This is a genomic window from Labrys sp. E2SS-1L (genome assembly GCF_057073705.1).
Genome location: NZ_CP172712.1, coordinates 5,102,751 through 5,125,901 on the forward strand (window position 1 = coordinate 5,102,751; position 23,151 = coordinate 5,125,901).

Annotated in this window: 20 protein-coding genes; 16 read left to right on the forward strand and 4 right to left on the reverse strand. The window is 64.5% G+C overall.

Annotated elements, in window-relative coordinates; genetic code table 11:
* Positions 1-213: 213 nt before the first annotated feature.
* From ACIGJE_RS23845 to ACIGJE_RS23880, 8 genes are all read left to right on the forward strand, one after another.
* Positions 214-1,497 carry a nucleotide sugar dehydrogenase gene (locus ACIGJE_RS23845; RefSeq protein ID WP_311944586.1) on the forward strand — a complete coding sequence of 428 codons (1,284 nt, stop codon included), beginning with the start codon at positions 214-216 and terminating at the stop codon, positions 1,495-1,497.
* A gap of 206 nt (positions 1,498-1,703) precedes the next feature.
* Positions 1,704-2,960 carry an ABC transporter permease gene (locus tag ACIGJE_RS23850; protein ID WP_367626728.1) on the forward strand — a complete coding sequence of 419 codons (1,257 nt, stop codon included), beginning with the start codon at positions 1,704-1,706 and terminating at the stop codon, positions 2,958-2,960.
* A 5-nt stretch (positions 2,961-2,965) separates the two neighbouring features.
* On the forward strand, positions 2,966-3,670 hold the full coding sequence (locus ACIGJE_RS23855; protein WP_068299119.1) for a P-loop NTPase family protein: 705 nt from the start codon (positions 2,966-2,968) through the stop codon (positions 3,668-3,670).
* Positions 3,648-4,826, forward strand: a complete 1,179-nt coding sequence (locus tag ACIGJE_RS23860; RefSeq protein WP_483678828.1) for a KpsE/RkpR family capsule polysaccharide export protein — start codon at positions 3,648-3,650, stop codon at positions 4,824-4,826. Before ACIGJE_RS23855 ends, ACIGJE_RS23860 begins: the two co-directional genes overlap by 23 nt.
* A gap of 80 nt (positions 4,827-4,906) precedes the next feature.
* Positions 4,907-5,746 carry a hypothetical protein gene (locus tag ACIGJE_RS23865; protein ID WP_311944582.1) on the forward strand — a complete coding sequence of 280 codons (840 nt, stop codon included), beginning with the start codon at positions 4,907-4,909 and terminating at the stop codon, positions 5,744-5,746.
* 147 nt (positions 5,747-5,893) lie between these two features.
* Positions 5,894-6,895, forward strand: coding sequence for an NAD-dependent epimerase/dehydratase family protein (locus ACIGJE_RS23870; protein ID WP_311944581.1), 1,002 nt, complete (start codon positions 5,894-5,896; stop codon positions 6,893-6,895).
* A 156-nt stretch (positions 6,896-7,051) separates the two neighbouring features.
* On the forward strand, positions 7,052-8,044 hold the full coding sequence (locus ACIGJE_RS23875; protein ID WP_367626727.1) for a tetratricopeptide repeat protein: 993 nt from the start codon (positions 7,052-7,054) through the stop codon (positions 8,042-8,044).
* A gap of 89 nt (positions 8,045-8,133) precedes the next feature.
* On the forward strand, positions 8,134-9,309 hold the full coding sequence (locus ACIGJE_RS23880; protein ID WP_311944579.1) for an endo alpha-1,4 polygalactosaminidase: 1,176 nt from the start codon (positions 8,134-8,136) through the stop codon (positions 9,307-9,309).
* Positions 9,310-9,461: 152 nt separating this feature from the next.
* Here ACIGJE_RS23880 and glmU read toward each other — a convergent pair whose 3' ends face one another.
* Positions 9,462-10,817, reverse strand: coding sequence for a bifunctional UDP-N-acetylglucosamine diphosphorylase/glucosamine-1-phosphate N-acetyltransferase GlmU (glmU, locus tag ACIGJE_RS23885; protein WP_483678831.1), 1,356 nt, complete (start codon positions 10,815-10,817; stop codon positions 9,462-9,464).
* A gap of 286 nt (positions 10,818-11,103) precedes the next feature.
* The gene (locus ACIGJE_RS23890; protein WP_483678833.1) at positions 11,104-11,526 is read right to left on the reverse strand and encodes a lysozyme inhibitor LprI family protein; all 423 of its coding nucleotides are present in this window, start codon (positions 11,524-11,526) and stop codon (positions 11,104-11,106) included.
* Between the two features lie 264 nt (positions 11,527-11,790).
* Between ACIGJE_RS23890 and gcl the strand changes: the two genes are divergently transcribed.
* From gcl to ACIGJE_RS23930, 8 genes are all read left to right on the forward strand, one after another.
* Entirely contained in the window at positions 11,791-13,560 is a 1,770-nt protein-coding gene (gcl, locus tag ACIGJE_RS23895) for a glyoxylate carboligase (protein ID WP_483678835.1), read from the forward strand.
* 98 nt (positions 13,561-13,658) lie between these two features.
* Complete coding sequence (gene hyi / locus ACIGJE_RS23900) at positions 13,659-14,444, forward strand: hydroxypyruvate isomerase (protein ID WP_483678836.1); 786 nt, start codon at positions 13,659-13,661, stop codon at positions 14,442-14,444.
* 203 nt (positions 14,445-14,647) lie between these two features.
* Positions 14,648-15,538, forward strand: a complete 891-nt coding sequence (glxR, locus tag ACIGJE_RS23905; RefSeq protein WP_483678838.1) for a 2-hydroxy-3-oxopropionate reductase — start codon at positions 14,648-14,650, stop codon at positions 15,536-15,538.
* Positions 15,539-15,580: 42 nt separating this feature from the next.
* Entirely contained in the window at positions 15,581-16,609 is a 1,029-nt protein-coding gene (locus tag ACIGJE_RS23910) for a 2-dehydropantoate 2-reductase (RefSeq protein ID WP_483678839.1), read from the forward strand.
* A 35-nt stretch (positions 16,610-16,644) separates the two neighbouring features.
* Entirely contained in the window at positions 16,645-17,787 is a 1,143-nt protein-coding gene (locus ACIGJE_RS23915) for a Re/Si-specific NAD(P)(+) transhydrogenase subunit alpha (RefSeq protein ID WP_483678841.1), read from the forward strand.
* Positions 17,788-17,922: 135 nt separating this feature from the next.
* The gene (locus ACIGJE_RS23920; RefSeq protein WP_068299804.1) at positions 17,923-18,423 is read left to right on the forward strand and encodes a proton-translocating transhydrogenase family protein; all 501 of its coding nucleotides are present in this window, start codon (positions 17,923-17,925) and stop codon (positions 18,421-18,423) included.
* Between the two features lie 10 nt (positions 18,424-18,433).
* Entirely contained in the window at positions 18,434-19,837 is a 1,404-nt protein-coding gene (locus tag ACIGJE_RS23925; protein ID WP_483678843.1) for an NAD(P)(+) transhydrogenase (Re/Si-specific) subunit beta, read from the forward strand.
* A gap of 50 nt (positions 19,838-19,887) precedes the next feature.
* Positions 19,888-20,661 (forward strand): fumarylacetoacetate hydrolase family protein, encoded by a 774-nt coding sequence (locus ACIGJE_RS23930; RefSeq protein WP_311945252.1) that lies wholly within the window; start codon positions 19,888-19,890, stop codon positions 20,659-20,661.
* 149 nt (positions 20,662-20,810) lie between these two features.
* Here ACIGJE_RS23930 and sucD read toward each other — a convergent pair whose 3' ends face one another.
* Complete coding sequence (gene sucD, locus ACIGJE_RS23935; RefSeq protein WP_415087341.1) at positions 20,811-21,701, reverse strand: succinate--CoA ligase subunit alpha; 891 nt, start codon at positions 21,699-21,701, stop codon at positions 20,811-20,813.
* A gap of 75 nt (positions 21,702-21,776) precedes the next feature.
* Positions 21,777-22,940, reverse strand: coding sequence for a succinate--CoA ligase subunit beta (locus ACIGJE_RS23940; protein WP_415087340.1), 1,164 nt, complete (start codon positions 22,938-22,940; stop codon positions 21,777-21,779).
* Between the last annotated feature and the right edge of the window lie 211 nt (positions 22,941-23,151).

The following is a 23,151-nucleotide window of genomic DNA, read 5'->3' on the forward strand; positions in this document are numbered from 1 at the left end:
AGTCATCCCCCATCGAACCTCGCAGGCCTGCTTGTGAGCGCAAGAGGAATGGGACGACGAGATCTCCATCCACGAAGGAACTCCATCCCTTTTTCGAAACCTGTCCGCCTCCCGCAGGAGGACGGTGACCTACGGACGATCTGCCGTTCCAGGCGATCGACCCACGCAACAGCCCCCAGGGCGTCGCAATGACAAACCGCAAGGAGTTATGTCTTGAGTCAGAAACGCAAGATCGCAGTCATCGGGCTGGGTTATGTCGGCCTGCCGGTCGCGGTAGCCTTTGCCAAGCATGGCTATGACACGATCGGCTTCGACATCGATCAGACCCGCGTCAAGGAACTACAGTCCGGCGAGGATCGCACCCGCGAAATCTCCAGCGAAGAGCTGAAGGCAACGCCGCCGATCTTCTCCTTCAATCCGGCCGATCTCAACAAAGCCGATTTCTTCATCGTCACCGTGCCGACCCCTGTCGACAGCGCCAACCAGCCCGATCTCGGCGCCCTGCGCGCCGCCTCGCGCACCGTCGGCGGCGCTCTCAAGCGCGGCGACATCGTCGTCTATGAATCCACCGTCTATCCCGGCGCGACCGAGGAAGAATGCGTGCCTGTGCTGGAAAAGGCCTCGGGTCTCACCAGCGGCGTCGACTTCACCGTCGGCTACTCCCCCGAGCGCATCAATCCGGGCGACAAGGAACACACCTTCACCAAGATCAAGAAGGTGGTGTCCGGCCAGGACGAGGAGACCCGCGGTATCGTCGCCGACGTCTATGGGTCGGTCATCACCGCCGGTGTGCATGTCGCTCCCACCATCAAGGTGGCCGAGGCCGCCAAGGTGATCGAGAATGCCCAGCGCGACATCAACATCGCCTTCATGAACGAGCTGTCGCACATCTTCCAGCTCCTCGACGTCGATACCAGCGACGTACTCGAAGCGGCCTCCACCAAGTGGAACTTCCTGCCCTTCAAGCCGGGCCTGGTCGGCGGCCATTGCATCGGCGTCGACCCCTATTACCTGACCTACCGGTCGGAGAAGGCGGGCTACCATCCCCAGGTCATCCTGTCGGGCCGGCGCATCAACGACTCCGTCGGCGAGCGCATCGCCCGCGAATGCGTGCGCCTGCTGCTGCAGGAGGGCCGCAAGGTCGAGAACGTGCTGCAGCTCGGCCTGACCTTCAAGGAAGACGTGCCGGATCTGCGCAACTCCAAGGCGGCGAGCATCCTCAAGGAGCTCAACCGTTTCGGCATCCAGACCGCAGTGCACGATCCCTGGGCCTCCAATGAGGAAGCGCTGCACGAATATGGTGTCGAGCTTTCCGAACTGGACGAGGTCGAACCGGCAGACGCCATCATCCTGGCCGTTCCCCACAAGGAATATGCCGCCAAGGGTTGGCCGCTGATCAAGTCGCGCCTGCGCAACGGCACGGGCGTGGTCATGGACGTCAAGGGCGTACTCGATCGCGCGACCGCGCCGGAGGGTGTCACGGTCTGGCGGCTGTGACCTCGCACTCTTGAACGCTCAACGCATCATAGGCGCTTCGGCGCAATGCCTGTCCCGCTTCCGCGGGGCAGGCATGGGCTCTGGCATCCCCTTGCGTCGACCCGGCGTGAGGATGAGGCCTTACGCCCATTGCGTTGCCGGGCAGCACGCAGCCCGTTACTTCCCCAGCCGTCACCGGCCCATGGCAGACAGAAGGATCATGGCCGATGACGTCAGCTGAAGTCCTCCAACAAGATTGGGACGGATATCTCATCCTGCTGCGCCACGCGCTGCGCGATCTGCCTGACAACAATGTCAAGACGCGGCGAGCCGTCTACAATCATGCTGAAAAGACCCAAAAGCAGATCTTCGACGAAGATGAGAGCGAGACCGATGCAGAGGATCTCGACTATCATCATCGTCTATTGAGAACGACGATCCGGATCCTCGAAAACGACATCCGTGCCGACATCGACGTCTTCGCCGACAACTATGCGCCGCCGGATCTGCGAGAGGCCGCCAACAAGCTGGCCGAAGCGCGCGATCTCAGACGCTCCCGCAAGCGCAACGCCGCAGCCAGGGAGGCACGGCTTGTCGATGGCGGGGTGCAGGAAGACTATCTCAGTCGTGCCAGCCGACAGGACCTGGAGCTGATCGCCCATCTCAGCAACGGGCTGTTCCTGGCCGATCCTGCCCGCGGGAAGAACGGTCGCGGCACCCGGGTTGCCGGCGCGATCGGCGTGGTGCGCGCCATTCTCATCGTCCAGTTCCAGCTCATCGCCTCCGAAAGTCGCTTCGGCATTCTCTGGATGCTGATTCAGCCGGCCGTGTTGCTGACGCTGATCTCGCTGATCTATTTCATTCTTCAGACGCAGTTCATCATGAACATGGACGTGCCGACCTTCGCCCTGCTCGGAAGCACGACTTGGATCATGTGTCGCCAGGTGATCTTCCGTGTCAGCACGGCAGTCGCGCATAACCGCGTCTTCATTAATCTGCCTCCTGTCCGGCCGATCCATCAGGCGCTCGCCTTTGCGATCCAATATCTGATCATCTACGCCGTGGTCTTCATGATCCTGCTGACCTGCGGAAGGATGGTCAACATGATCACCCTTCCCGCCGACGTGCCGAAGGTGGTCAGCTACGTCGTTGCGATGTGGTCGTATGGCCTGGCGATCGGTCTCATCTTCGGCAGCATCGCCGTGCACTGGCCGTTCTTCCTGCGCCTGGCTTCGGTGCTCGAACGCGGCCTGCAGCTGTTCTCATCGGTGTTCTTCGTGACCGAGCAGCTGCCCGAGGAATATCGCGCCTACGTGCTGTGGTCCCCGACCGCCCATGGCATGCAGCTTCTGCGTGCCGCCTATTTCCCGGGCTACGCTTCCTCGGACGCCAACCCGACCTATTTCTTTCTGTGTCTGATCGCTGTGTTGGGCGTCGGCCTTCTGGCCGAAAAGCACGCACGGCCTCGCATTCAACCCGTGTGAGGACCATGATCGCGCTCGAACATGTCGTGGACACGCCCATGGTGGGGGGAACGCCCTACCCGATAGCGCTCGACATCACCATGACGCTGCCCGTCAGGCGCTATGCCGTCGTCTCGCCGGATCCAATCGCGCGCAAACCCGCCATCGACCTGTTCGCCGGCCTGCGCCCTCCAACCAGCGGCCGTGTCGTTCGAGGAGGCAGTTGTTCCTGGCCTATCGGACGAGCAGGCTTTGTTCGCGGTAAATTGAGCGGGAGACAAATTGTAGCCTTAATCTCCCGTTTGTATCATCTTGACTATAGATTCTGTATATACCTCGTCGAGTCGATGTTGACTCTGCCGGAATATCTCGACGAGTTCGTAGAGCATTGGCCGGCCACAGCGCGGCAGGAATTAGGGTATATTTTACCGCTCCTGCCGACATTTGACATCTACGTCGTCGACGGCACGTTCCCCTATCGGAAAGATCGCTTCACCTTGCTGTGGAGAGCCCTTTTCGAGCAGCGTATTGACGGTCGCACGCTTCTCCTGTCGACCGTCCGCAAATCCGAAGTCGATGAGTTCTGTGACACCGCCCTCATCCTCAATCAGGGTCTGATCGAAATAGAGAGCCAACTTGACGAAGTCCTCCGCAAATTCCCTCTCCGTCCCGACATCAACGACACTGGACGAGGTCAACCCGAGCCCCTTGTCGACGATCAATTCGCTTAAAGGCGAGATCGCTCCGGAAGAGAGTGCGGCGTTTCTGCGCTACCAGCACAAGGTAAGGCGCCGGCGGCGGCGTTTTTCCTTGATCGGACTGATGCTTGCTTTACTGCCACTGGCGCTGACGGCATTCTATGTCTTCGTTGTCGCCACGCCGCTCTATACGGCGGAGTCGCGGTTCGCGATCCGAGGCGGCGATGTCCAGCAGCCGGTCGGCGTCGGTGGCCTGCTCTCGTCCGGCTCGTCCGGCATGGGTGTCAGCGGCTTCGTCGATGGCTACGCCGTGCGCGACTTCCTGCAGTCGCGCGAAGCGATGGACGGGCTCGCCAAGAAGATCGACCTCACCAAGATGCTCACCGAGCATCCGGCCGATCCGCTGGTGAGCCTGCCGGACAATCCGTCGCCGGACGAGCTGTATCGGGCCTATAAGTCGCTGGTCACGGTGCGCTACAACATGATCGAGCAGATCGTCGTCCTGCAGGTCGAGGCCTTCACCCCGGAGGACTCCGTCAAGATCTCCAATGCGTTGATCGACCTGTCCGACACCTTCGCCAACAAGATGAACCAGCGCGCCCTCGACGACGCCCTCAAGGTCGCGCAGGAGGAAGTCAGCCGCAGCGAACAGCGTTCGGCGGCGGCTCGCCTCGAAGTGGCGAACTGGCGTAACCGGAATGCCAATGTCGATCCGACGGGTGACCTGACCGTGCTGACCAATCTGATCGGACAGCTCGAAGCCCAGCTGGCGGCTGCCCAGACTGATCTCGGCCAGATCAAGGCGACGCAGGGCGACAATCCGCGGCGCAAGAGCGTGGAGACCCGGATCGTCACTCTCCGCAAGGAAATCGATGATACCCGCCAGCGGCTGGGTGGCGGCAGCGAAACGGTGGCCAAGCAGCTTTCCAGCTATGAAAGCCTGAAGATCGCGCAGGACTTCGCCGACACCAACCTGGCTTCCGCACGCCAGTCTTTGGACCAGGCGCGCGTGGCGATCCTGCGCCAGCAGCGCTATGTCTCGCCGATCGCCCAGCCCAAGGCCGATTACACGCCTACCTATCCCCAGAAGCTGACCGCTCTCGGCTCCGCCCTGCTGGTGGGGCTGGCCCTGGCCTTTCTCGCTTCGGTGACCGGCGGCCTGATCCGCAACGCGATCTCGGGCCGGTGAGGTTTGGCGATGAAGCTTGGCTCCGGCTGTTCAACTCTCCAATTCTCCCGCTATCCCATTCATGCAAGGAGTGACGCGCGATGAAGGTATTCGTTCTGGGTTCCTGCCGTCTGCACAGGCCGATGGAAGAGATCGCCGCCACCGGGCGCTGCAGCCACTATGACGGCGGTTCACGCGCCTATCTGCACTCGGTCGGCGAGGCCGTGCAGCGTCTGCGCTGGATGCGCGGCGAATGCCAGATCCCCGACGGTATGGCGCCCTATGTCTTCTCGACGGAGCGCGTGCCCAGGCTTTCCGCCAATGCCCAGAAGGAACAGGCCAAGGCCGATTTCCTCCTTGTCGAGGTCGCTTCCGAGAAGGAGTTGATCTGCGACGGCATCTATCTCCAGCTCAACTATCTCCACCGCCATTTGCTCAGCCCGCTGGGCGAAGGAGGCAAATTGTGGTGGAAGGAGATGCTGCAAAAACGCTGCATCTCGGCCGAAACCGCCAAGAAGGTCATCGCCTCAGAACAGTTCGCCGAGGCGGGTTTCGGGGAGGCCGACGCCCGGATCCTGCGCAACGCCCGCTGCGAACTTGCCGACGAGGATGCCTTGCGCCAGGGCCTGATCGAGCTCAAGCAGCTGTGGGGCAAGCCGATGGCTGCGGTATCTCATGTCGGCCTGCCGCTGCAGGACGGGCGGGTGCTGCAGAGCCGTGAAACCTTCATCGCCCGGGTGAAGAAGATCGGGGCGGAACTCGGCATTCCAGTCTTCGAGCCGCGCGGCGTGATCGAGGCCGTCGGCCGCACGCGTGCCCTCGAACGCCAGGGCGCCGATCTCGATCACTACGACCCGGGCTTCGAACAAATGTATGGCTGGTATCTGCTCAACCGCGTGATCAAGCCGAACGCTTCCGTCATTCCCGACCTGGCGGCCTGACGGCCCGCCGCGTCGGTTTTATCCACCTCGGAGCAAAGCGCGTTTTGGTGCAACCGCCGCTCTGCTCCAGCTCTTCATCGTGACGCGTCTTTGCGATTCTTGGCGATACCGCCAAATCGCAAAACGCTATGAAAGGACTGACCCTTTATGCGCTTTCTGATTACCGGCACGGCTGGCTTCATCGGCTTCCATCTCGCCCGCCGCCTGTTGGCCGACGGCCACTTCGTGGCAGGCGTGGACGGCATGACGCCGTATTACGACGTCACGCTGAAGCAGGCCCGGCACGCCATGCTCGGCAAGACCAATGCGTTCCGCGAACACATCCTGATGCTGGAGGATTTCGGTGCGCTCGAGCAGGTCGTCGCCGACGAGAAGCCCGATGTCATCATCCATCTCGCCGCCCAGGCGGGCGTGCGCTACAGCCTGGAAAATCCGCGCGCCTATGTCGATGCCAACCTGGTCGGCACCTTCAACGTGATGGAGTTGGCCCGGGCTCATTCCGTCGGCCATTTCCTGTTCGCCTCGACGAGTTCGGTCTACGGCGCCAACAAGGACATGCCCTTCAACGAGCGCGAGCGCACCGATCATCCGCTCACGCTCTACGCGGCGACCAAGAAGGCCACCGAGGACATGGCGCATTCCTATGCGCATCTGTGGAAGATCCCGACCACGGCCTTCCGCTTCTTCACGGTCTACGGCCCCTGGGGCCGGCCCGACATGGCCCTGTTCAAATTCGTCAAGGCGACGCTGGCTGGCGAGCCGATCGACGTCTACGGCCATGGCAAGATGCAGCGCGACTTCACCTATGTCGAAGATCTGGTCGAATCTATCGCGCGCCTCACCAAGGTGCCGCCCGTGGAGGGCCAGCCGGTCAGCGACATCGATTCCCTGTCGCCGGCCGGGCCCTATCGCGTCGTCAATATCGGCGGCGGCCAGCCGGTCGGCCTGCTCGACTATGTCGATGCCGTCGAAAAATGCCTGGGCATGCCGGTGAAGCGGAACTTCCTCGACATGCAGAAGGGCGATGTTCCCGCGACCTTCGCTGCCGCGGATCTCTTGGAGCAGCTCATCGACTACAAGCCGACGACGACGATCGATGTCGGCGTCAAGAACTTTGTCGAATGGTACCGCTCCTACTACCGGGTCTGAGTTGAGCTCGGACTTGCAAGACACCCCCCGGCCCGGCTCGCCGCGAAGGAATTTCGCGACGGGCCGAAAGCCAGATCCACCTCCCCCGACTGGGGCAAACGCCGAGTTGTCAAGATGACCCTAGCCTCTCCAGCGGAGTCGCATACGCGCGCAAGCGTGGCACTCTTCAAGCTTGAACGCTTCGCCGAAGCTGCCGAGGAAGCACGGACCGCCCTGGCGATCACGCCCGACGACAATATTGCCCTGCGTACCCTGGCGCGCAGCACTTTGAGCCTGGGCGATATCGAGGGCACCATCGCGGCCCTCACCGATCTCCTGCCTTCTTCGGTCAACGAGGCCGTTGCCGGCATTCGCGCCCTGCTGCGCCATGGCGAGGTACAGGCGGCGGCGCGCGTCTCGGCGGTGGCACCCGCCAGGATCGAATCCTGCGATTCCGAAGTGCTGCCGCGCATCGTCACCCTGCTCCGCCAGCAGGCACTGCGAAAGCAGAACCCGGCACCGGAGCGGATGGCAGCCTTCGAAATGGCGCTCGCCCTTGCTCCGGACAATGCCGCCCTTCGCATCGATTTCCTGAGGCTGCTGGCCTCGGCAGGCGAAGCCGGAGCATTTGCCCACAATGCCAAACTGGTTACCGATGCAACGGCCCTCGCCGATGCTTCGGCCACCCTTGCCCGCGATGTCGGCAATCGCGCCAGGCAGGCCTTCCGCGACCAGCGCTGGCAGGAAGCCCATGAATGGCTGCAGGCCGGCGGCCGGCTCGGCCTCGAACAGGCAGCGGGCGATCTTGCCGAACGCATCAAGGCGCGCCGGCTCGCCGAAGCCCGCAAGGTGCTGGTCGCCAAGGAGCCGGACAGCCAGGAGCACACCGCCGCCCTGCTCGCGGATTATCCGGAGGACGGCGCCGCCCGCAGCCTGCATGCACGTGCCCTGATTGCCAACCGTCACTATGCACAGGCCAAGACGCTGCTGCAGGCGGTCTCCGCGCAGGGCGCTGCCACCGCCGACGACTATGTCCAGCTTGCACGTGCCTGCCGGGCCAGCCAGGACATCGAGAACGCCATCGGCGCCTGCTTCGATGCCCTCGCGTTGCGCCACGAGGATCCGACTGCGCTGGTCCTCCTCGGACATCTCCTGCCGGGCCGGGAATAAACGACGGCCTCCGGCTCCGCTGGAGGCTGTTTCACCCTGCGGGCGAGGTCGAGAGGCCGCGCATGCGCATATAGATCAACGGAAGAGCCATGCTGCAAAAACATGTGAGTTTCGGCATTGCCGTCACCGCCTCCCTCCTGGTTGGGACCGCAGCCCTGGGGCAACAAAGCGTGGCGCATCCGGAGACCGTGGACCGCATCCCGCGCGCCCAGATCTTCAACGGTCGCATGAAGTCGCCTGCCAACCTGCCCAATGTCGGCTTCGTCTGGGGCTCCAAGACACCCCTGCGCTCGAACAAGGTGATCGACAGCTTCTACTACCCCAACCAGCGCGATCTCAACCGCGCCCATACGGCGGAATGGTACAAGGCCAATCATCCCAGCTGGATCACCTATCAGTGTGATCAGCAGACGCCCTCCTTCGGCTACACCTATTCCTGGGGTGCCTATGCGCCGCTGGACACCAGCAATCCCGAGGTGCGCCAATATCTCTTGAAGACCTATATCGAGCCGGCCTTGGCCAAGGGTTATCATTCCATTGCCTTCGACAATGTCGCCCTGCCCAACACTGACAAGCGCTGCGGTGTCTGGCGCGACGGCAAATGGGTGCAGCTTTTCAGCGGGCAGTCGCGGGATCCGGCTCATACCGCCCAGAAGCTCGATTATATCGGCTGGCTCGCCAAGGAAATCCATCAACGCGGCGGCCTGATCGCACTGAATGCCAAGATCGACCCCAAGCAACCCGACGAGACCAAGGCCCTGATCAATCTCGCCGATATCTGGGTCGATGAAGGCGGCTTCAGCGACAGCTGCCGGCGCCGCATCACCGACGACGCCTGGCGTCTCAAGCGTGAGTTGATCCAGCAGCGCAAGGATCGGGCCTATGTCTCGATCAACTACACTTGCACGAACGGCTCCGCTCCCCCCGACAACGCCGAGTTGTCCTGGATCGTCGCCAGCTTCCTGGTGAACCGCAACAATCGCAGCTATCTCGCCGTACTGCCGCAGAAGGACACCGGGCGCTGGGTCGAATATCCCAATCTCGATCCGCCTGTCGGGCCTCCCACCGGCGCTTCCCAGCTTCAGGGCACAACCGCCTGGCGCAACTACCAGCGCGGCTATGCTGCCGTGAACTTCTCGGACCGGGAATCGGCCACGATCCAGCCGCCCGCCGGCAGCTGGCGCGATCTGTCCGGCCAAGCGGTCAACGGTCCGATCGAACTCAAGCCGCGATCCGGCGTGGTGCTGCTCCGGGCGGAAGGTTGATCGCAGCAGCGCCGGCCGATACGGGACGTTCGACATGAAAATAGCCGGCTTTCAGCCGGCTATTTTCATTGATTTTCTGCAGACAGGATCAAACGGACCATTATCTCCCGGGGAGCCCGGACGGCTCGCCCGCGCTCCTCGGAGCTTTTTCTTCAGCCCTTGGCCTTGGCCGCCTTTTCCGCCTTCTTCTTGGCCCGATAGGTCTTGGCCCAGCCATCGATCCCGACCTGTCGGCCACGGGCCACCGCCAGGGCATCGGCGGGCACATCCCGGGTGATCACCGAGCCGGCGCCGATATTGGCGTTATCCCCGATCGTCACGGGTGCCACCAGGGCCGAGTTGGAGCCGACGAACACGCCCGCACCGATATCGGTGCGATGCTTGAGATAGCCGTCATAATTACAGGTGATGGTGCCCGCACCGATATTGGCCTCGGCCCCCACCCTGGCATCGCCGATATAGCTGAGATGGCTGATCTTGGCGCCCCTCTCCACGCTTGCCGCCTTGACCTCGACGAAATTGCCGATCTTGACCTCTTCGGCAAGGTCGGCGCCCGGCCGCAGCCGGGCAAAGGGGCCGACCGAAGCGCCACTGCCGACATGCGCACCTTCCAGATGGGAGAAGGCATGGATCACCGCGCCGCTCTCGATAGTCACGCCCGGGCCGAACCAGCAATTGGGTTCGATCACCACGTCATTGCCGATGCGGGTGTCATGGGAGAGGAACACGGTTTCGGGCGCAGTCATGGTCACGCCTTCGCGCATGGCATGCGCGCGCAGACGCGATTGCATCACGGCCTCCGCCGCGGCCAGTTGCAGGCGATCGTTCACGCCCTGCACCTCCTCCTCGGCGATCGGGCGGGCGACAGCCCGGAGCCCTCGCCGATGCGCGATCTCCGCTGCGTCGGTGAGATAATATTCGCCCTTGGCATTGGCGTTGCCGATGGCTTCGAGCAGGGCAAGGCCATGCTCGCCGCTGAGGGCCATCAGGCCGCCATTGCAAAAGCCGACAGCCTTCTGCTCAGGCGTGGCATCCTTTTCCTCGACGATGGCGGTGAGCGCATCGCCTTCGACGATCAGCCTGCCATAGCCGGTAGGATCGGCCGCATGGAAACCGAGAACGGCGACGCTGGCGCCATCCGCCAAGGCTGCCTTGAGCGTCTCGATCGACTGCGGACGCACCAGCGGCGTGTCGGCATAGAGCACGATGATGTCCTTGCCATCAGCCAGGGCCTCCTTCGCCGCCAGCACGGCGTGACCCGTGCCCTTGCGCTCGACCTGGGTAAACACGGCGCAGCCGGGCAGTTCCTTCTGGGCGACCTTGGCGACATCCTCCCGGCCGGGGCCGACGACGACGGCCGCGTCGGTGATGCCGGCCTGCTTCACGCTCGCCAGGACATGGGCCAGCATGGAACGGCCGGCGATGGCATGAAGCACCTTCGGCAGTGACGATTTCATGCGGGTGCCTTCACCTGCGGCGAGGATGACGGCTAGGGTCGGTCGAGACATATCATGATCCGTATATGTTGCGATAAGTTGCCCGCGCTCTGCGAGATGTTCGGTATCAGTTGAACGAACGACAGTTTCAGTGTCAGAGCGGCAGGATTACGTCATTGACGGGAACACTCCTGTCCTTTCATCATGACGTTTGTGTGATTCTTCGATCGAATCCTGGGGCTTTATAAAGTTCCAGCCATCGGCGATCAACGCAGGCCTGCTCAGGGAGAGCGACGGCAGAAAGCCTATCGACGAGGATCGTGTCAGAAATGCAGTCGGGCGAAGGTACGGCGGATGATTAATTCGCGGCCGGAACCGAGCAGCTCAGATCGCCCTCCTCGCAGTTGAGATAGGTCTTGAAAGTCTTGATGCGATCCTTGGTCAGGCCATCGCGGCACTGCGTCACCGCCAACGGATAGAGGGTGCCACCGGTGACACCGGCACTTGAAAAATTGCATTCGGCGTCGCGAAAGGTGACCCAGGCTCTTTGCGCCGCGACCAGCAATTTCGTTTTATCCGCATCACCGTTCAGGCGTTTCTGGATCTGCCTGTAGAGGGTGTTGAGCTCACCATCGGACGCCTTCAGCGATGTGCTGGCACATTGATTCAAGGCAGCCTCGTCACTGGCATTGGCGCAGTTCGCGGCCGCGAGGGCCGACCCTGCCGTGGAGAGGAGCGCAAGTCCTACCACAGTGGTTCGCATCAGGTCGGGTAGCCGCATGGCCGTTCTCCTTGAAATGGCAGGGTGATCGTGAAGATACGCCAGCTTCTCATAGATTACGGCTGGAGGCATCGGACCGGTACGACGGTAGCGCCGTTCATCAACAGAAAGGGTCTTTTCGCTTCGCCGAACTGGCGGATTCGGGAGCAATTTGCGCCAATCCGCCGCGGCCGGCGCAAAGGCCAGGTTGCATAAAGCAGTTGACACGCCTCCAAATGCTGGCATCTTGTATACCAGAAAAATCAGAAACAGGGCGGAACCTCCATGACCAGAATGCGAGCAATCGACGCCGCCGTCAGGGTGCTGGAACGCGAGGGCGTGGTGTGCGCCTTCGGCGTGCCGGGCGCTGCGATCAACCCGCTCTATTCGGCCATGAAGGCACGCGGCTCGATCAACCATTACCTTGCCCGCCATGTCGAAGGTGCCTCACATATGGCCGAGGGCTACACCCGGGCCAGGGCCGGCAATATCGGCGTCTGCATCGGCACCTCCGGCCCGGCTGGCACCGACATGATCACCGGCCTCTATTCGGCGGCGGCCGATTCCATTCCGATCCTGTGCATCACCGGCCAGGCGCCGCGCGCCCGCCTCTACAAGGAGGATTTCCAGGCCGTCGACATCGAGGCCATCGCCAAGCCCGTCACCAAATGGGCCGTCACCGTGCGTGAGCCGGCTCTGGTGCCGCGCGTGTTCCAGCAGGCCTTCCACCTGATGCGCTCGGGCCGCCCCGGCCCTGTGCTGATCGACCTGCCCCTCGACGTGCAATTGGGCGAGATCGAGTTCGACGACGAGAGCTATGCGCCGCTCCCCGTCTACAAGCCGGCGGCGACGCGGCTCCAGGCCGAGAAGGCCATCGCGCTCCTGCAGACAGCCGAGCGCCCGCTGATCGTGGCAGGCGGCGGCATCATCAATGCCGATGCCGCCGACAAGCTCGTCGCCTTCGCCGAGCTGACCGGCGTGCCTGTCATCCCGACCCTGATGGGCTGGGGCACCATTCCCGACGACCATCCTCTGATGGCCGGCATGGTCGGCCTGCAGACCAGCCATCGCTACGGCAATGCCACGCTGCTCGCCTCCGATTTCGTCTTCGGCATCGGCAATCGCTGGGCCAACCGCCACACCGGTTCGGTGGAGGTCTACACCAAGGGCCGCAAATTCGTGCATGTCGACATCGAGCCGACCCAGATCGGCCGGGTCTTCAACCCGGATCTCGGCATCGTCTCCGATGCAGGCGCTGCCCTCGATCTCTTCCTTGACGTGGCCCGTGACCTACAGGCGCAGGGCAGGCTCAAGGACCGCTCGGCCTGGGCCGACGAATGCCGCGGGCGCAAGAGCAGCCTGCATCGACGCAGCCATTTCGACAATGTGCCGCTGAAGCCCCAGCGCGTCTATGAGGAGATGAACACCGCCTTCGGCCGGGATGTCTGCTACGTCTCGACCATCGGCCTGTCGCAGATCGCCGGCGCCCAGTTCCTGCGCGTGCACCACCCGCGCCACTGGATCAATTGCGGCCAGGCCGGCCCGCTCGGCTGGACCATTCCCGCCGCGCTCGGCGTACGTGCCGCCGATCCCGACAGGGAGATCGTGGCCCTGTCCGGCGACTATGACTTCCAGTTCCTGATCGAGGAACTGGCCGTCGGCGCCCAGTTCAAGCTGCCCTATATCCATGTCGTGGTGAACAACGCCTATCTCGGCCTGATCCGCCAGGCCCAGCGCGGCTTCGACATGGATTTCCAGGTCCAGCTCTCCTTCGAGAACATCAATGCGCCGGACCTCGAAAGCTATGGCGTCGACCACGTCGCCGTCGCCGAAGGGCTCGGCTGCAAGGCGATCCGGGTCCGCAGTCCCAACGAGTTCAGCCAGGCCTTCGAGAAGGCCCGCGAATGGATGCGCGAGCATCAGGTGCCCGTCGTGGTCGAGTTCATCCTCGAGCGTGTCACAAACATCGCCATGGGTCCGGAGATCGACGCAGTCACCGAGTTCGAGGACATCCTCGACCTGCCCATCCGGTCGGAAGCCGTCGCGGCCGAATAGCCGGCTATCGCTTCATCCCACGCCCACGTCCCTGCCGAGGAAACCGTTCCTCGATCGGACAGCCTCGTCCTCAATTCGCCTGAACCGGGAAGCCAGCCATGCCCCGATTTGCCGCCAACCTCACCATGCTGTTCAACGAAGTGCCGTTCATGGAGCGCTTCGCGGCAGCCGCCCGCAATGGCTTTTCGGGCGTGGAATATCTGTTCCCCTATCCCTTCGCGGCGGCCGACCTCGCCGCGGCGCTGAAGGAGCACAAGCTCACCCAGGTCCTGCACAATCTGCCGGCCGGCGACTGGGCGGGCGGGGAGCGCGGCATCGCCGTGCTGCCCGACCGCAAGGCCGAGTTCCGCGAGGGCGTCGCCCAGGCGATCAGCTATGCCAAGGCGCTCGACTGCAAGCTGGTCAACTGCCTGGCCGGCATCGCGCCCGCTTCCGTCGACGCGGTCGAGGCAAGGGCCACCTTCGTCGAGAACATCGGCTATGCCGCCGGGGAGCTCAAGAAGGCCGGCATCCGCCTGGTGATCGAGGCGATCAACACCCGCGACATTCCCGGCTTCTTCCTGACCAACACAAGCCAGGCCGCCGAGATCATCGCCGAGACGGGCTCGGACAATATCGGCCTGCAATACGACATCTACCACATGCAGATCATGGAAGGGGACCTGGCCCGCACCATCGAGAAATACCTGCCGCAGATCTGGCATGTGCAGCTGGCCGACAATCCCGGCCGCAACGAGCCGGGCACCGGCGAGATCAACTATCCCTTCCTCTACCAGTGGCTCGACCAGCTCGGCTATGCCGGCTGGATCGGCTGCGAATACAAGCCCAAGGGCGAGACCGAAGCGGGCCTGGGCTGGCTGAAGGCGGCGGGTGCCGCTCGCTGAGTTGAATGAACTCCCTTCTCCCCTTGCGGGACTCCGCAGTTCCTGCGGAACCGCTAGGGGTCCCGGCAGGGGGATGAGGGGTCTCTCCAACTTGCCAGAACGAAGTGCCTCCACCCCTCATCCGGCGCTTCGCGCCACCTTCTCCCGCAAGGGGAGAAGGGAAGGCCCCAGCGTTTCGACCTTAACCATATAGGACTCTCACCATGAATATCGGCTTTGTCGGACTGGGCATCATGGGTTCCCCGATGGCGGGACACCTGATCGCGGCCGGCCACACCGTCTACCTGACCACACTCGGCCCGGTTCCGGCCGAGCTCACCGCCGCCGGCGGCAAGGCCGAGGCGAGCGCCGCCGATGTCGCCCGCAAGGCCGACATCATCATCACCATGGTGCCGGATACCCCGGACGTGGAGACGGTGCTGTTTGGCAAGAACGGCGTCGCCGAGGGCCTTTCCGCCGGCAAGCTCGTCATCGACATGAGCTCGATCTCGCCGATCGCCACCAAGGGCTTCGCCAGGCGCATCAACGAGCTCGGCTGCGACTATCTCGATGCGCCCGTCTCGGGCGGCGAGGTCGGCGCCAAGGCCGCTTCCCTCACCATCATGGTCGGCGGCCCCGAGGCCGCTTTCGAGCGCGCCAGGCCGCTGTTCGAGACAATGGGCAAGAACATCACTTTGGTCGGCGGCAATGGCGATGGCCAGACCACCAAGGTCGCCAACCAGATCATCGTCGCCCTCACCATCGAGGCGGTCGGCGAGGCCCTGCTGTTCGCCTCCAAGGCGGGGGCCGACCCGACCAAGGTGCGCCAAGCGCTGATGGGCGGCTTTGCCGCCTCCCGCATCCTGGAGGTGCATGGCGACCGCATGGTCAAGCGCACCTTCGATCCGGGCTTCCGCATCGCCCTGCACCAGAAGGACCTCAACCTGGCGCTGGACGGCGCACGCACCCTGGGCATCGCCTTGCCCAATACGGCGACGGCGCAGGAACTCTTCAACACCTGCGCCTCCCATGGCGGCAAGGACTGGGATCATTCCGCCATGGTGCGGGCCCTCGAACTGATGGCCAACCACGCCGTCACCACGACCACCAGCTGAAACGAAGACCCGCAAGGCGGGCGGCAGAAGGGGAGCGACATCATGAAGATCTGCATCTATGGCGCCGGCGCGATCGGCGGCTACATGGCGGTGATGCTGCAGCAGGCGGGCGCCGAAGTCTCGGTCATCGCACGCGGGGACCATCTCAAGGCCATGCAGGCCCGCGGCCTCAAGCTGCTCGTCGACGGGCAGGAACTGACGGCCTCGCTCACGGCAACGCAGAACCCAGCCGATCTGGGACCGCAGGATTATGTGATCGTCGCCCTCAAGGCGCACCAGGCCTGGGAATCGGCGGAGGCATTCAAGCCGCTGCTCGGCCGCGACACCGCCGTGGTCACCGCCCAGAACGGCGTGCCCTGGTGGTATTTCTACGGCCTGCCCGCGCCTCATGGCGACACCCGCCTCGCCAGCGTCGATCCGGGCAACCGGCAGTGGCAGGCCATCGGCCCCGAGCGCATAATCGGCTGCACGGTCTATCCGGCCACCGAGATCATCGAGCCCGGCGTGGTCAGGCACATCTACGGCAACCAGTTCGGCCTCGGCGAGCCCAACCGCACGGAGAGCCTGCGCGTCGCCAGGCTCGCCGAAGCGATGACGGCCGGCGGCCTGAAGCCCCGCCTCTACGAGGATATTCGCGACGACATCTGGCTGAAGCTCTGGGGCAATCTGTGCTTCAACCCGATCTCCGCCCTCACCCATGCCACGCTCGACGTGATCGCGACCGAGCCGGGCACGCGGGCGCTGGCGCGCGCCATGATGGTGGAGGCCGAGCAGATCGGCCTCAAGTTCGGGGCCCGCTTCCGGGTCGGGGTCGACCGGCGCATCGATGGGGCTGCGGGCGTCGGCGCCCATCGCACCTCGATGCTGCAGGACCTCGACAAGGGGCGGGCACTGGAGATCGACGCCCTGCTCACCTCGGTGCAGGAAATGGGGCGCATCGCCGAGATCGAGACGCCGCATATCGATGCCGTGCTCGCCCTGGTCCAGCAGATGGCGCGGGTGAAGGGGCTCTACCCCACTTTCCCGCAAGAGGCGGCGCCGGCTCCGCTGCGCGCCGTCGGCCAGGCCTGACTCATGAAAGCTGATCTGTCGGAGCGGACATCATCATGAAGATCGGTATTCCCTCGGAAACGGAGCCCGGCGAACCTCGCGTTGGCGCGACGCCCGACACGGTCAGGAAGCTGCTTGCGCTTGGCGCGGCGGTTCGGGTCGCGAGCGGTGCGGGGCTGGCCTCCGGGATCACGGACGAGGACTATGCGGCGGCCGGAGCGAGCGTGGTGGCTTCCAATGCCGAAGCGCTGGAAGGGGCCGCCATTGTGCTGAAGGTGCGCCGCCCGCGGGCGGACGAGCTCGGCGCCTATCCCAGGGGCGCCCTGGTCCTCGCCATCATGGATCCCTATGGCCAGCACGAGGCGCTGGCCGCTTTGGCGCAGGCGAACGTGTCGGCCTTCGCCATGGAACTGATGCCGCGCATCACCCGGGCGCAGGTGATGGACGTGTTGTCCTCCCAGGCCAACCTTGCCGGTTACCGCGCGGTGATCGACGCCAGTGCCGAGTTCGGCCGGGCTTTTCCGATGATGATGACGGCCGCCGGCACCGTGCCCGCCGCCAAGGTCTTCGTGATGGGCGCCGGTGTCGCCGGCCTGCAGGCCATCGCCACGGCACGGCGCCTGGGCGCGGTGGTCACCGCCACCGACGTGCGCCCGGCCGCCAAGGAGCAGGTCGCCTCGCTCGGCGCCAAATTCGTCGCCGTCGAGGACGAGGAGTTCAAGCAGGCCGAGACCGCGGCCGGCTATGCCAAGCCGATGTCGACGGAGTACCAGGCCAAGCAGGCCGCCCTGGTGGCCGAGCACATCAAGAAGCAGGACATCGTCATCACCACCGCCCTGATCCCCGGCCGGCCCGCCCCGCGCCTGGTCTCGGCCGCGATGGTGGACAGCCTCAAGCCCGGCTCCGTGCTGGTGGACCTGGCCGTCGAGCGCGGCGGCAATGTCGAGGGCGCCCGCCCCGGCGAGGTCGTGGTCACGCCGGGCGGGGTCAAGATCATCGGCCATCTCAACGTACCCGGCCGCCTGGCCGCCTCCGCCTCCTCGCTCTATGCCCGCAACCTCTTCGCCTTCGTCGAGACGCTGGTCGACAAGAAGGAAAAGACGCTGGCGCCCAATTGGGAGGACGAACTGGTCAAGGCCACCCTCCTCACCAAGGACGGGGCGGTGGTGCATCCTTCCTTCCAGCCCCAGCCGGCCTGACGGATCTTTGGCGGGCGGGTCTTCAGCTCCATCGAGAGATGGAGCAGGGCCCCGCCTGGAACGGACTGCATCTCATCAAGAGGCGGATCTGAAGGTCCGCCCCCAATCAGATCCATCCCATCGAGGGAGACCGACATGGCCGACACGCCCCAAGAGCTTCTCGACAAGGCCCAGGCCGCGGCGCAGGCTGCCGGCGAGGCCGCCAGACACGCCCAGGACTATGCCGACCAGCTCGCCGCCACGCTGGGAGGCGTGGCCCATGCCGCCACCGGCGGGGCGATCGATCCCTTCGTCTTCCGCTTCGCCATCTTCGTGCTCGCCATCTTCGTGGGCTATTACGTGGTGTGGTCGGTCACCCCGGCCCTGCACACCCCGCTGATGTCGGTGACCAACGCCATCTCCTCGGTGATCGTGGTGGGCGCCCTGCTCTCGGTCGGCGTCGCCTTGGCCGGGGACGAGAGCGGTCCCTGGTGGGCCCGCGGCTTCGGCTTCCTGGCTTTGGTGCTGGCCTCCATCAACATCTTCGGCGGCTTCCTGGTCACCGAGCGCATGCTGGCCATGTACAAGCCCAAGGACAAGACCGCCGACAAGACCAAGAAGACCGGGGCCTCTTCGGCCGCCGGCGCCGGCCAGTGAGGAAGCGTCCATGTCCGTGAATCTCACCCAGTTCCTCTATCTCGTCGCCGGCGTGCTGTTCATCCTGGCGCTGCGCGGGCTGTCCTCGCCGACCTCCTCGCGCCAGGGCAACCGCTTCGGCATGATCGGCATGGGCCTTGCCGTGCTGACCACGCTGGCAGTGTCCCCGCCCTCGGGCGTGTCGGGCTGGCTGCTGGTGGTCGCAGGCCTGGCCGTCGGCGGCGGGCTCGGCGCCGTGGTGGCCAGGCGCGTGGCGATGACGGCGATGCCGCAATTGGTGGCCGCCTTCCATTCGGGCGTGGGCCTGGCCGCGGTGTTCGTGGCCGCCGGCGCCCTCTATGCCCCCGCCGCCTTCGGCATCGCCCATGGCGGGGAGATCGAAGCGCAGTCGCTGGTGGAGATGTCGCTGGGCGTGGCCATCGGCGCCATCACCTTCACCGGCTCGGTGATCGCCTTCGCCAAGCTCAACGGCAACATGTCGGGTGCACCGATCCTGCTGCCGAGCCGCCATGTCATCAATGCGGCCCTGGCCGCGCTCTTGGTCGCCCTGATCATCGCCTTCGTGCTCTCGGCCAGCCACACCCTGTTCTGGCTGATCGTCATCGCCTCGCTGGTGCTGGGCGGGCTGATCATCATCCCGATCGGCGGGGCCGACATGCCGGTGGTGGTCTCGATGCTCAACTCCTATTCGGGCTGGGCAGCGGCCGGCATCGGCTTCACCCTGGGCAACCTTGCCTTGATCATCACCGGGGCGCTGGTGGGCTCGTCCGGTGCCATCCTGTCCTACATCATGTGCAAGGGCATGAACCGCTCCTTCATCTCGGTGATCCTGGGCGGGTTCGGCGGGGATGCGGCGGCGGCCGGCGGCGGCGGCAAGGGCCCGGAGACGCGTCCGGTCAAGCAGGGCTCGGCCGACGATGCCGCCTTCATCATGAAGAATGCCGGCAAGGTCATCATCGTGCCCGGCTACGGCATGGCGGTGGCGCAGGCCCAGCATGCCCTGCGCGAGATGGCCGACCAGCTCAAGGAAGAGGGCGTCGACGTCTCCTATGCCATCCACCCCGTCGCCGGCCGCATGCCCGGGCACATGAACGTGCTCCTGGCCGAGGCCAACGTGCCCTATGACGAGGTGTTCGAGCTCGAGGACATCAATGCCGAGTTCGCCCAGGCCGACGTCGCCTTCGTCATCGGCGCCAACGACGTCACCAACCCCGCCGCCAAGACCGACCCGGCCTCGCCCATCTTCGGCATGCCCATCCTCGATGTCGAGAAGGCCAAGACCGTCCTCTTCATCAAGCGCGGCATGGGTTCGGGCTATGCCGGCGTCGAAAACGAGCTCTTCTTCAAGGACAACACCATGATGCTCTTCGGCGATGCCAAGAAAATGGTCGAGGAAATCATCAAGGGGTTCTGACGGGCGGACAAACATCTCGTTCCCAACTTTTCAGGAAAGGCAAAACCGCCATGTCGCAATGGATCCGTTTCGAGGAAGACGGGCAGGCCCAGTTCGGCACGCTCGAAGGCGACGCCATCCACGTCCATCGCGGCGACATGTTCGGCATCGCCGCCGCCACTGGCCGCACACTGCCCTTGGCACAGGCCAGGCTGCTGGCGCCGACAGTGCCGAGCAAGATCATCGCGCTCTGGAACAATTTCCATCAGCTCGCTGCCAAGCTGAACGTCGCCGTGCCGCCGGAACCGCTCTATCTGCTCAAGGCGCCCACCAGCGTCACCGCGCCGGGTGCGACCGTGGCAAGGCCCCCCTCCTATGACGGCCGGGTGGTCTATGAGGGCGAGCTTGGCATCGTCATCGGCAAGCCCTGCAGCAATGCCTCCGAGGCGGAGGCCGCGGACGCCATCTTCGGCTATACCTGCGTCAACGACATCACCGCCGGCGACATCATCACGCGAGACTCGACCTTCGCCCAATGGGTGCGCGCCAAGAGCTTCGACGGCTTCGGGCCGTTCGGCCCGGTGATCGCCACCGACATCGATCCCGCCACCCTGGTGGTCAAGACGCTGCTCAATGGCGACGAGCGTCAGAACTATCCCGTTGCCGACATGATCTTCCCGCCGGCGAGGCTGGTCAGCCTGATCTCGGGGGATATGACCCTGCTCCCGGGCGATTTGATCTGCTGCGGCACCTCGCTCGGCGTCGGTGCCATGAAGGAAGCGGAGAACGATGTCCGCGTCAGCATCGAGGGCATCGGCTGCCTGGAGAACCGCTTCGTGCAGTGAGGAGGCCCGGGCGCTGGCAGGATGCTTGTTCTGCGAAGGACGTGCCGGCGCGATATGCCGGTCGTCAGACCGAAACGGAACTATCGCTCCTTGTCAAAAAAGTGGCCGGTCTGAAGACCGGCCATCATTCCTTCCCGAAAGATTTGCTTTCAAGCCGCCTTCGCCCTCGCAGAGAGCGCCCGGCCGATCGTATCGCCGACCAGATGCGGGCTCGATGCCACGGTAATCCCGGCCTTCTCGAAGGCGGCGATCTTGGCGTCGGCGCGATCGCGGCCATGCATGGCGAGGGCCCCGGCATGGCCCATGCGCCGCTCGGCCGGGGCATGCAGCCCGACGACCAGGCCGACGATCGGCATGGCCGGCCTGACAGAGGCGATGTAATCGGCCGCTTCCTGTTCTTCCTCGCCGCCGATCTCGCCGATCAGCACGATGCCTTCGGTCTTGGCATCGGCGAGGAACAATTCGAGGCAATCGCGCATCGACAGCCCATGCACGGGGTCGCCGCCCACCCCGACGGTGGTCGACTGCCCGAGACCCGCGGCGGAAACCTGGGCGATCACCTCGCTGGTCAGCGAGGCCGAGCGCGAGACGATGCCGACGCTGCCCGGGCGCTCGCTGCCGGTTGCCATCACGCCCATCTTGCACAGGCCCGGGGACAGGATCCCCTGCGAATTGGGGCCGATCAGCCGGGTCTTCGAGCCGGCCAGGGCATGGCGCACCCTGATCATGTCGAGCACCGGCACCCGTTCGGTGATGGCGACGACCAGCGCAATCTCGGCCTCGATGGCCTCGATGATGGCGGCGCTGGCCTGGGCCGGCGGCACGAAGACCATGCTGGCATTGGCGCCGGTCTCCTTGGCAGCCGCAGCGACGCTATCGAACACCGGCGCCCCGAGATGGAACCGCCCACCCTTGGCGGGCGTGACACCCGCCACGACCTTGGTGCCATATTCGATCATCGCGGCGGTATGATGGGTTCCGGCCCAGCCGGTCATGCCCTGGCAGACGACGCGGGTTTCACTGTCGATGAGGATAGCCATTCCGCCCTCCCTTGAGCGCCGACGGCGCTAACGCATTTTTGGATTAATTAGTCTAAAACTGCAGCAAAATCGCCGTCAGCGTGCGGCAGCAACGGCCTTCGCGGCGGCCGTCCACATGTCCGGGCATTCTATGATGCGGCAGCCGAAATTGGCGAAACGCGAGCGGGCATAGTCGGCGTTGTTGCCGGCGAGCCTGGTCACCACCGGCAGGGTGCGTCCGGCCCGTCGCATGGCGATTCCGAGCCCCTCGGCAACCGTGTCGCAGGACTGCATGCCGCCGCCATGCACATTGATGAGCAGCGCGCGGACCTGGGGATTGTCGAGCAGCAGGCCGAAGCCATGCGCGATGTCGAGGCTGGTCGCCGTGGTGCGGATATCCATGAAATTGGCCGGCGCGCCACCGGCGGCATGGACGAGGTCGACGGTGGCAAGGCCGAGCCCGGCGCCATTGGCGGCAATGCCGACGCTGCCATCCATGCGGACATAATTGAGCTGGCGCTGGCGGGCCTTGACTTCGTATTCGTCCCCATCCTCTTCGCGCAGCTCCGCCAGGGAGGCCTGGCGGAACAGGGCGTGGTCGTCGATGATCATCTTGACGTCGAGCGCCAGCAGCCTGTTGTCGGCGGTCAGAACCAGCGGGTTGATCTCGATCAGGCTGGCATCGAGTTCCAGGAAAGCGCGGCGCAAGCCATCGGCAAGAGCCCTGAAGGCTTCGGCCGGCTGCCCGGTCAGGCCGAGGTGCGCCGCCAGGGCCTGCAGGTCCTCGCGTCTCGCCTGGCTGCCGTCCCCCAGGGAGAGGCGCTCGAGACCACCTTCTCCGGCAAGGACGCGGTCCTCGATATCATCGCCGCCGGCCCCACTGGCAGCCAGGACCAGGGTGCCGCTGGCGGCATGCACGCTGAGCGACAGATAGAAGCTGCTTATGTGATCGACGGCCGCCTCCACCAGCACGCGTTCGACCACGCGGCCATGCGCACCGCTTTGCTCGGTGACGAGGCGCCGGCCCAGCAGCGCCCGGGCTGCCTCCTCGGCTGCATCGGGGGAGGAAACGATAGGGACGCCCCCGGCCCGCCCGCGCCCGCCGGCGTGGATTTGCGCCTTCACGGCGAAGCGAGAGCCACCGAGGCGACGCGCCACCTGCCCCGCTTCGTCGGCGGTGATGGCGACGGCGCCCTGCGGCGCCTCGACACCATAGGGTGCCAGGATCTGCTTGGACTGGAACTCGTGCAGTTTCATCATTCCCTCCCGCACCTGGATATCGCTCTTATCTGGCATAACGTATACCAGATTTCGGAAGCTGTCAAAGAGGAAGCCTAGGAGCGCGGACATCTTGTCCGCTCTTGGGAACGCTGGGCCTAACGGATGGCAAAAGCGGACATCGCGACATACGGGCATGTCGCGATGTCCGCGCTCCATATAAAAAGGGGCGGGCACCACAACGGCACCCGCC

Coding starts and splice junctions, on each gene's coding strand:
- ACIGJE_RS23850 (WP_367626728.1), top strand. CDS start 1,704: ATGACGTCAGCTGAAGTCCTCCAACAAGATTGGGACGGATATCTCATC.
- ACIGJE_RS23855 (WP_068299119.1), top strand. CDS start 2,966: ATGATCGCGCTCGAACATGTCGTGGACACGCCCATGGTGGGGGGAACG.
- ACIGJE_RS23865 (WP_311944582.1), top strand. CDS start 4,907: ATGAAGGTATTCGTTCTGGGTTCCTGCCGTCTGCACAGGCCGATGGAA.
- ACIGJE_RS23870 (WP_311944581.1), top strand. CDS start 5,894: ATGCGCTTTCTGATTACCGGCACGGCTGGCTTCATCGGCTTCCATCTC.
- ACIGJE_RS23880 (WP_311944579.1), top strand. CDS start 8,134: ATGCTGCAAAAACATGTGAGTTTCGGCATTGCCGTCACCGCCTCCCTC.
- glmU (WP_483678831.1), bottom strand. CDS start 10,817: ATGTCTCGACCGACCCTAGCCGTCATCCTCGCCGCAGGTGAAGGCACC.
- ACIGJE_RS23890 (WP_483678833.1), bottom strand. CDS start 11,526: ATGCGGCTACCCGACCTGATGCGAACCACTGTGGTAGGACTTGCGCTC.
- gcl (WP_483678835.1), top strand. CDS start 11,791: ATGACCAGAATGCGAGCAATCGACGCCGCCGTCAGGGTGCTGGAACGC.
- hyi (WP_483678836.1), top strand. CDS start 13,659: ATGCCCCGATTTGCCGCCAACCTCACCATGCTGTTCAACGAAGTGCCG.
- glxR (WP_483678838.1), top strand. CDS start 14,648: ATGAATATCGGCTTTGTCGGACTGGGCATCATGGGTTCCCCGATGGCG.
- ACIGJE_RS23910 (WP_483678839.1), top strand. CDS start 15,581: ATGAAGATCTGCATCTATGGCGCCGGCGCGATCGGCGGCTACATGGCG.
- ACIGJE_RS23915 (WP_483678841.1), top strand. CDS start 16,645: ATGAAGATCGGTATTCCCTCGGAAACGGAGCCCGGCGAACCTCGCGTT.
- ACIGJE_RS23920 (WP_068299804.1), top strand. CDS start 17,923: ATGGCCGACACGCCCCAAGAGCTTCTCGACAAGGCCCAGGCCGCGGCG.
- ACIGJE_RS23925 (WP_483678843.1), top strand. CDS start 18,434: ATGTCCGTGAATCTCACCCAGTTCCTCTATCTCGTCGCCGGCGTGCTG.
- ACIGJE_RS23930 (WP_311945252.1), top strand. CDS start 19,888: ATGTCGCAATGGATCCGTTTCGAGGAAGACGGGCAGGCCCAGTTCGGC.
- sucD (WP_415087341.1), bottom strand. CDS start 21,701: ATGGCTATCCTCATCGACAGTGAAACCCGCGTCGTCTGCCAGGGCATG.
- ACIGJE_RS23940 (WP_415087340.1), bottom strand. CDS start 22,940: ATGATGAAACTGCACGAGTTCCAGTCCAAGCAGATCCTGGCACCCTAT.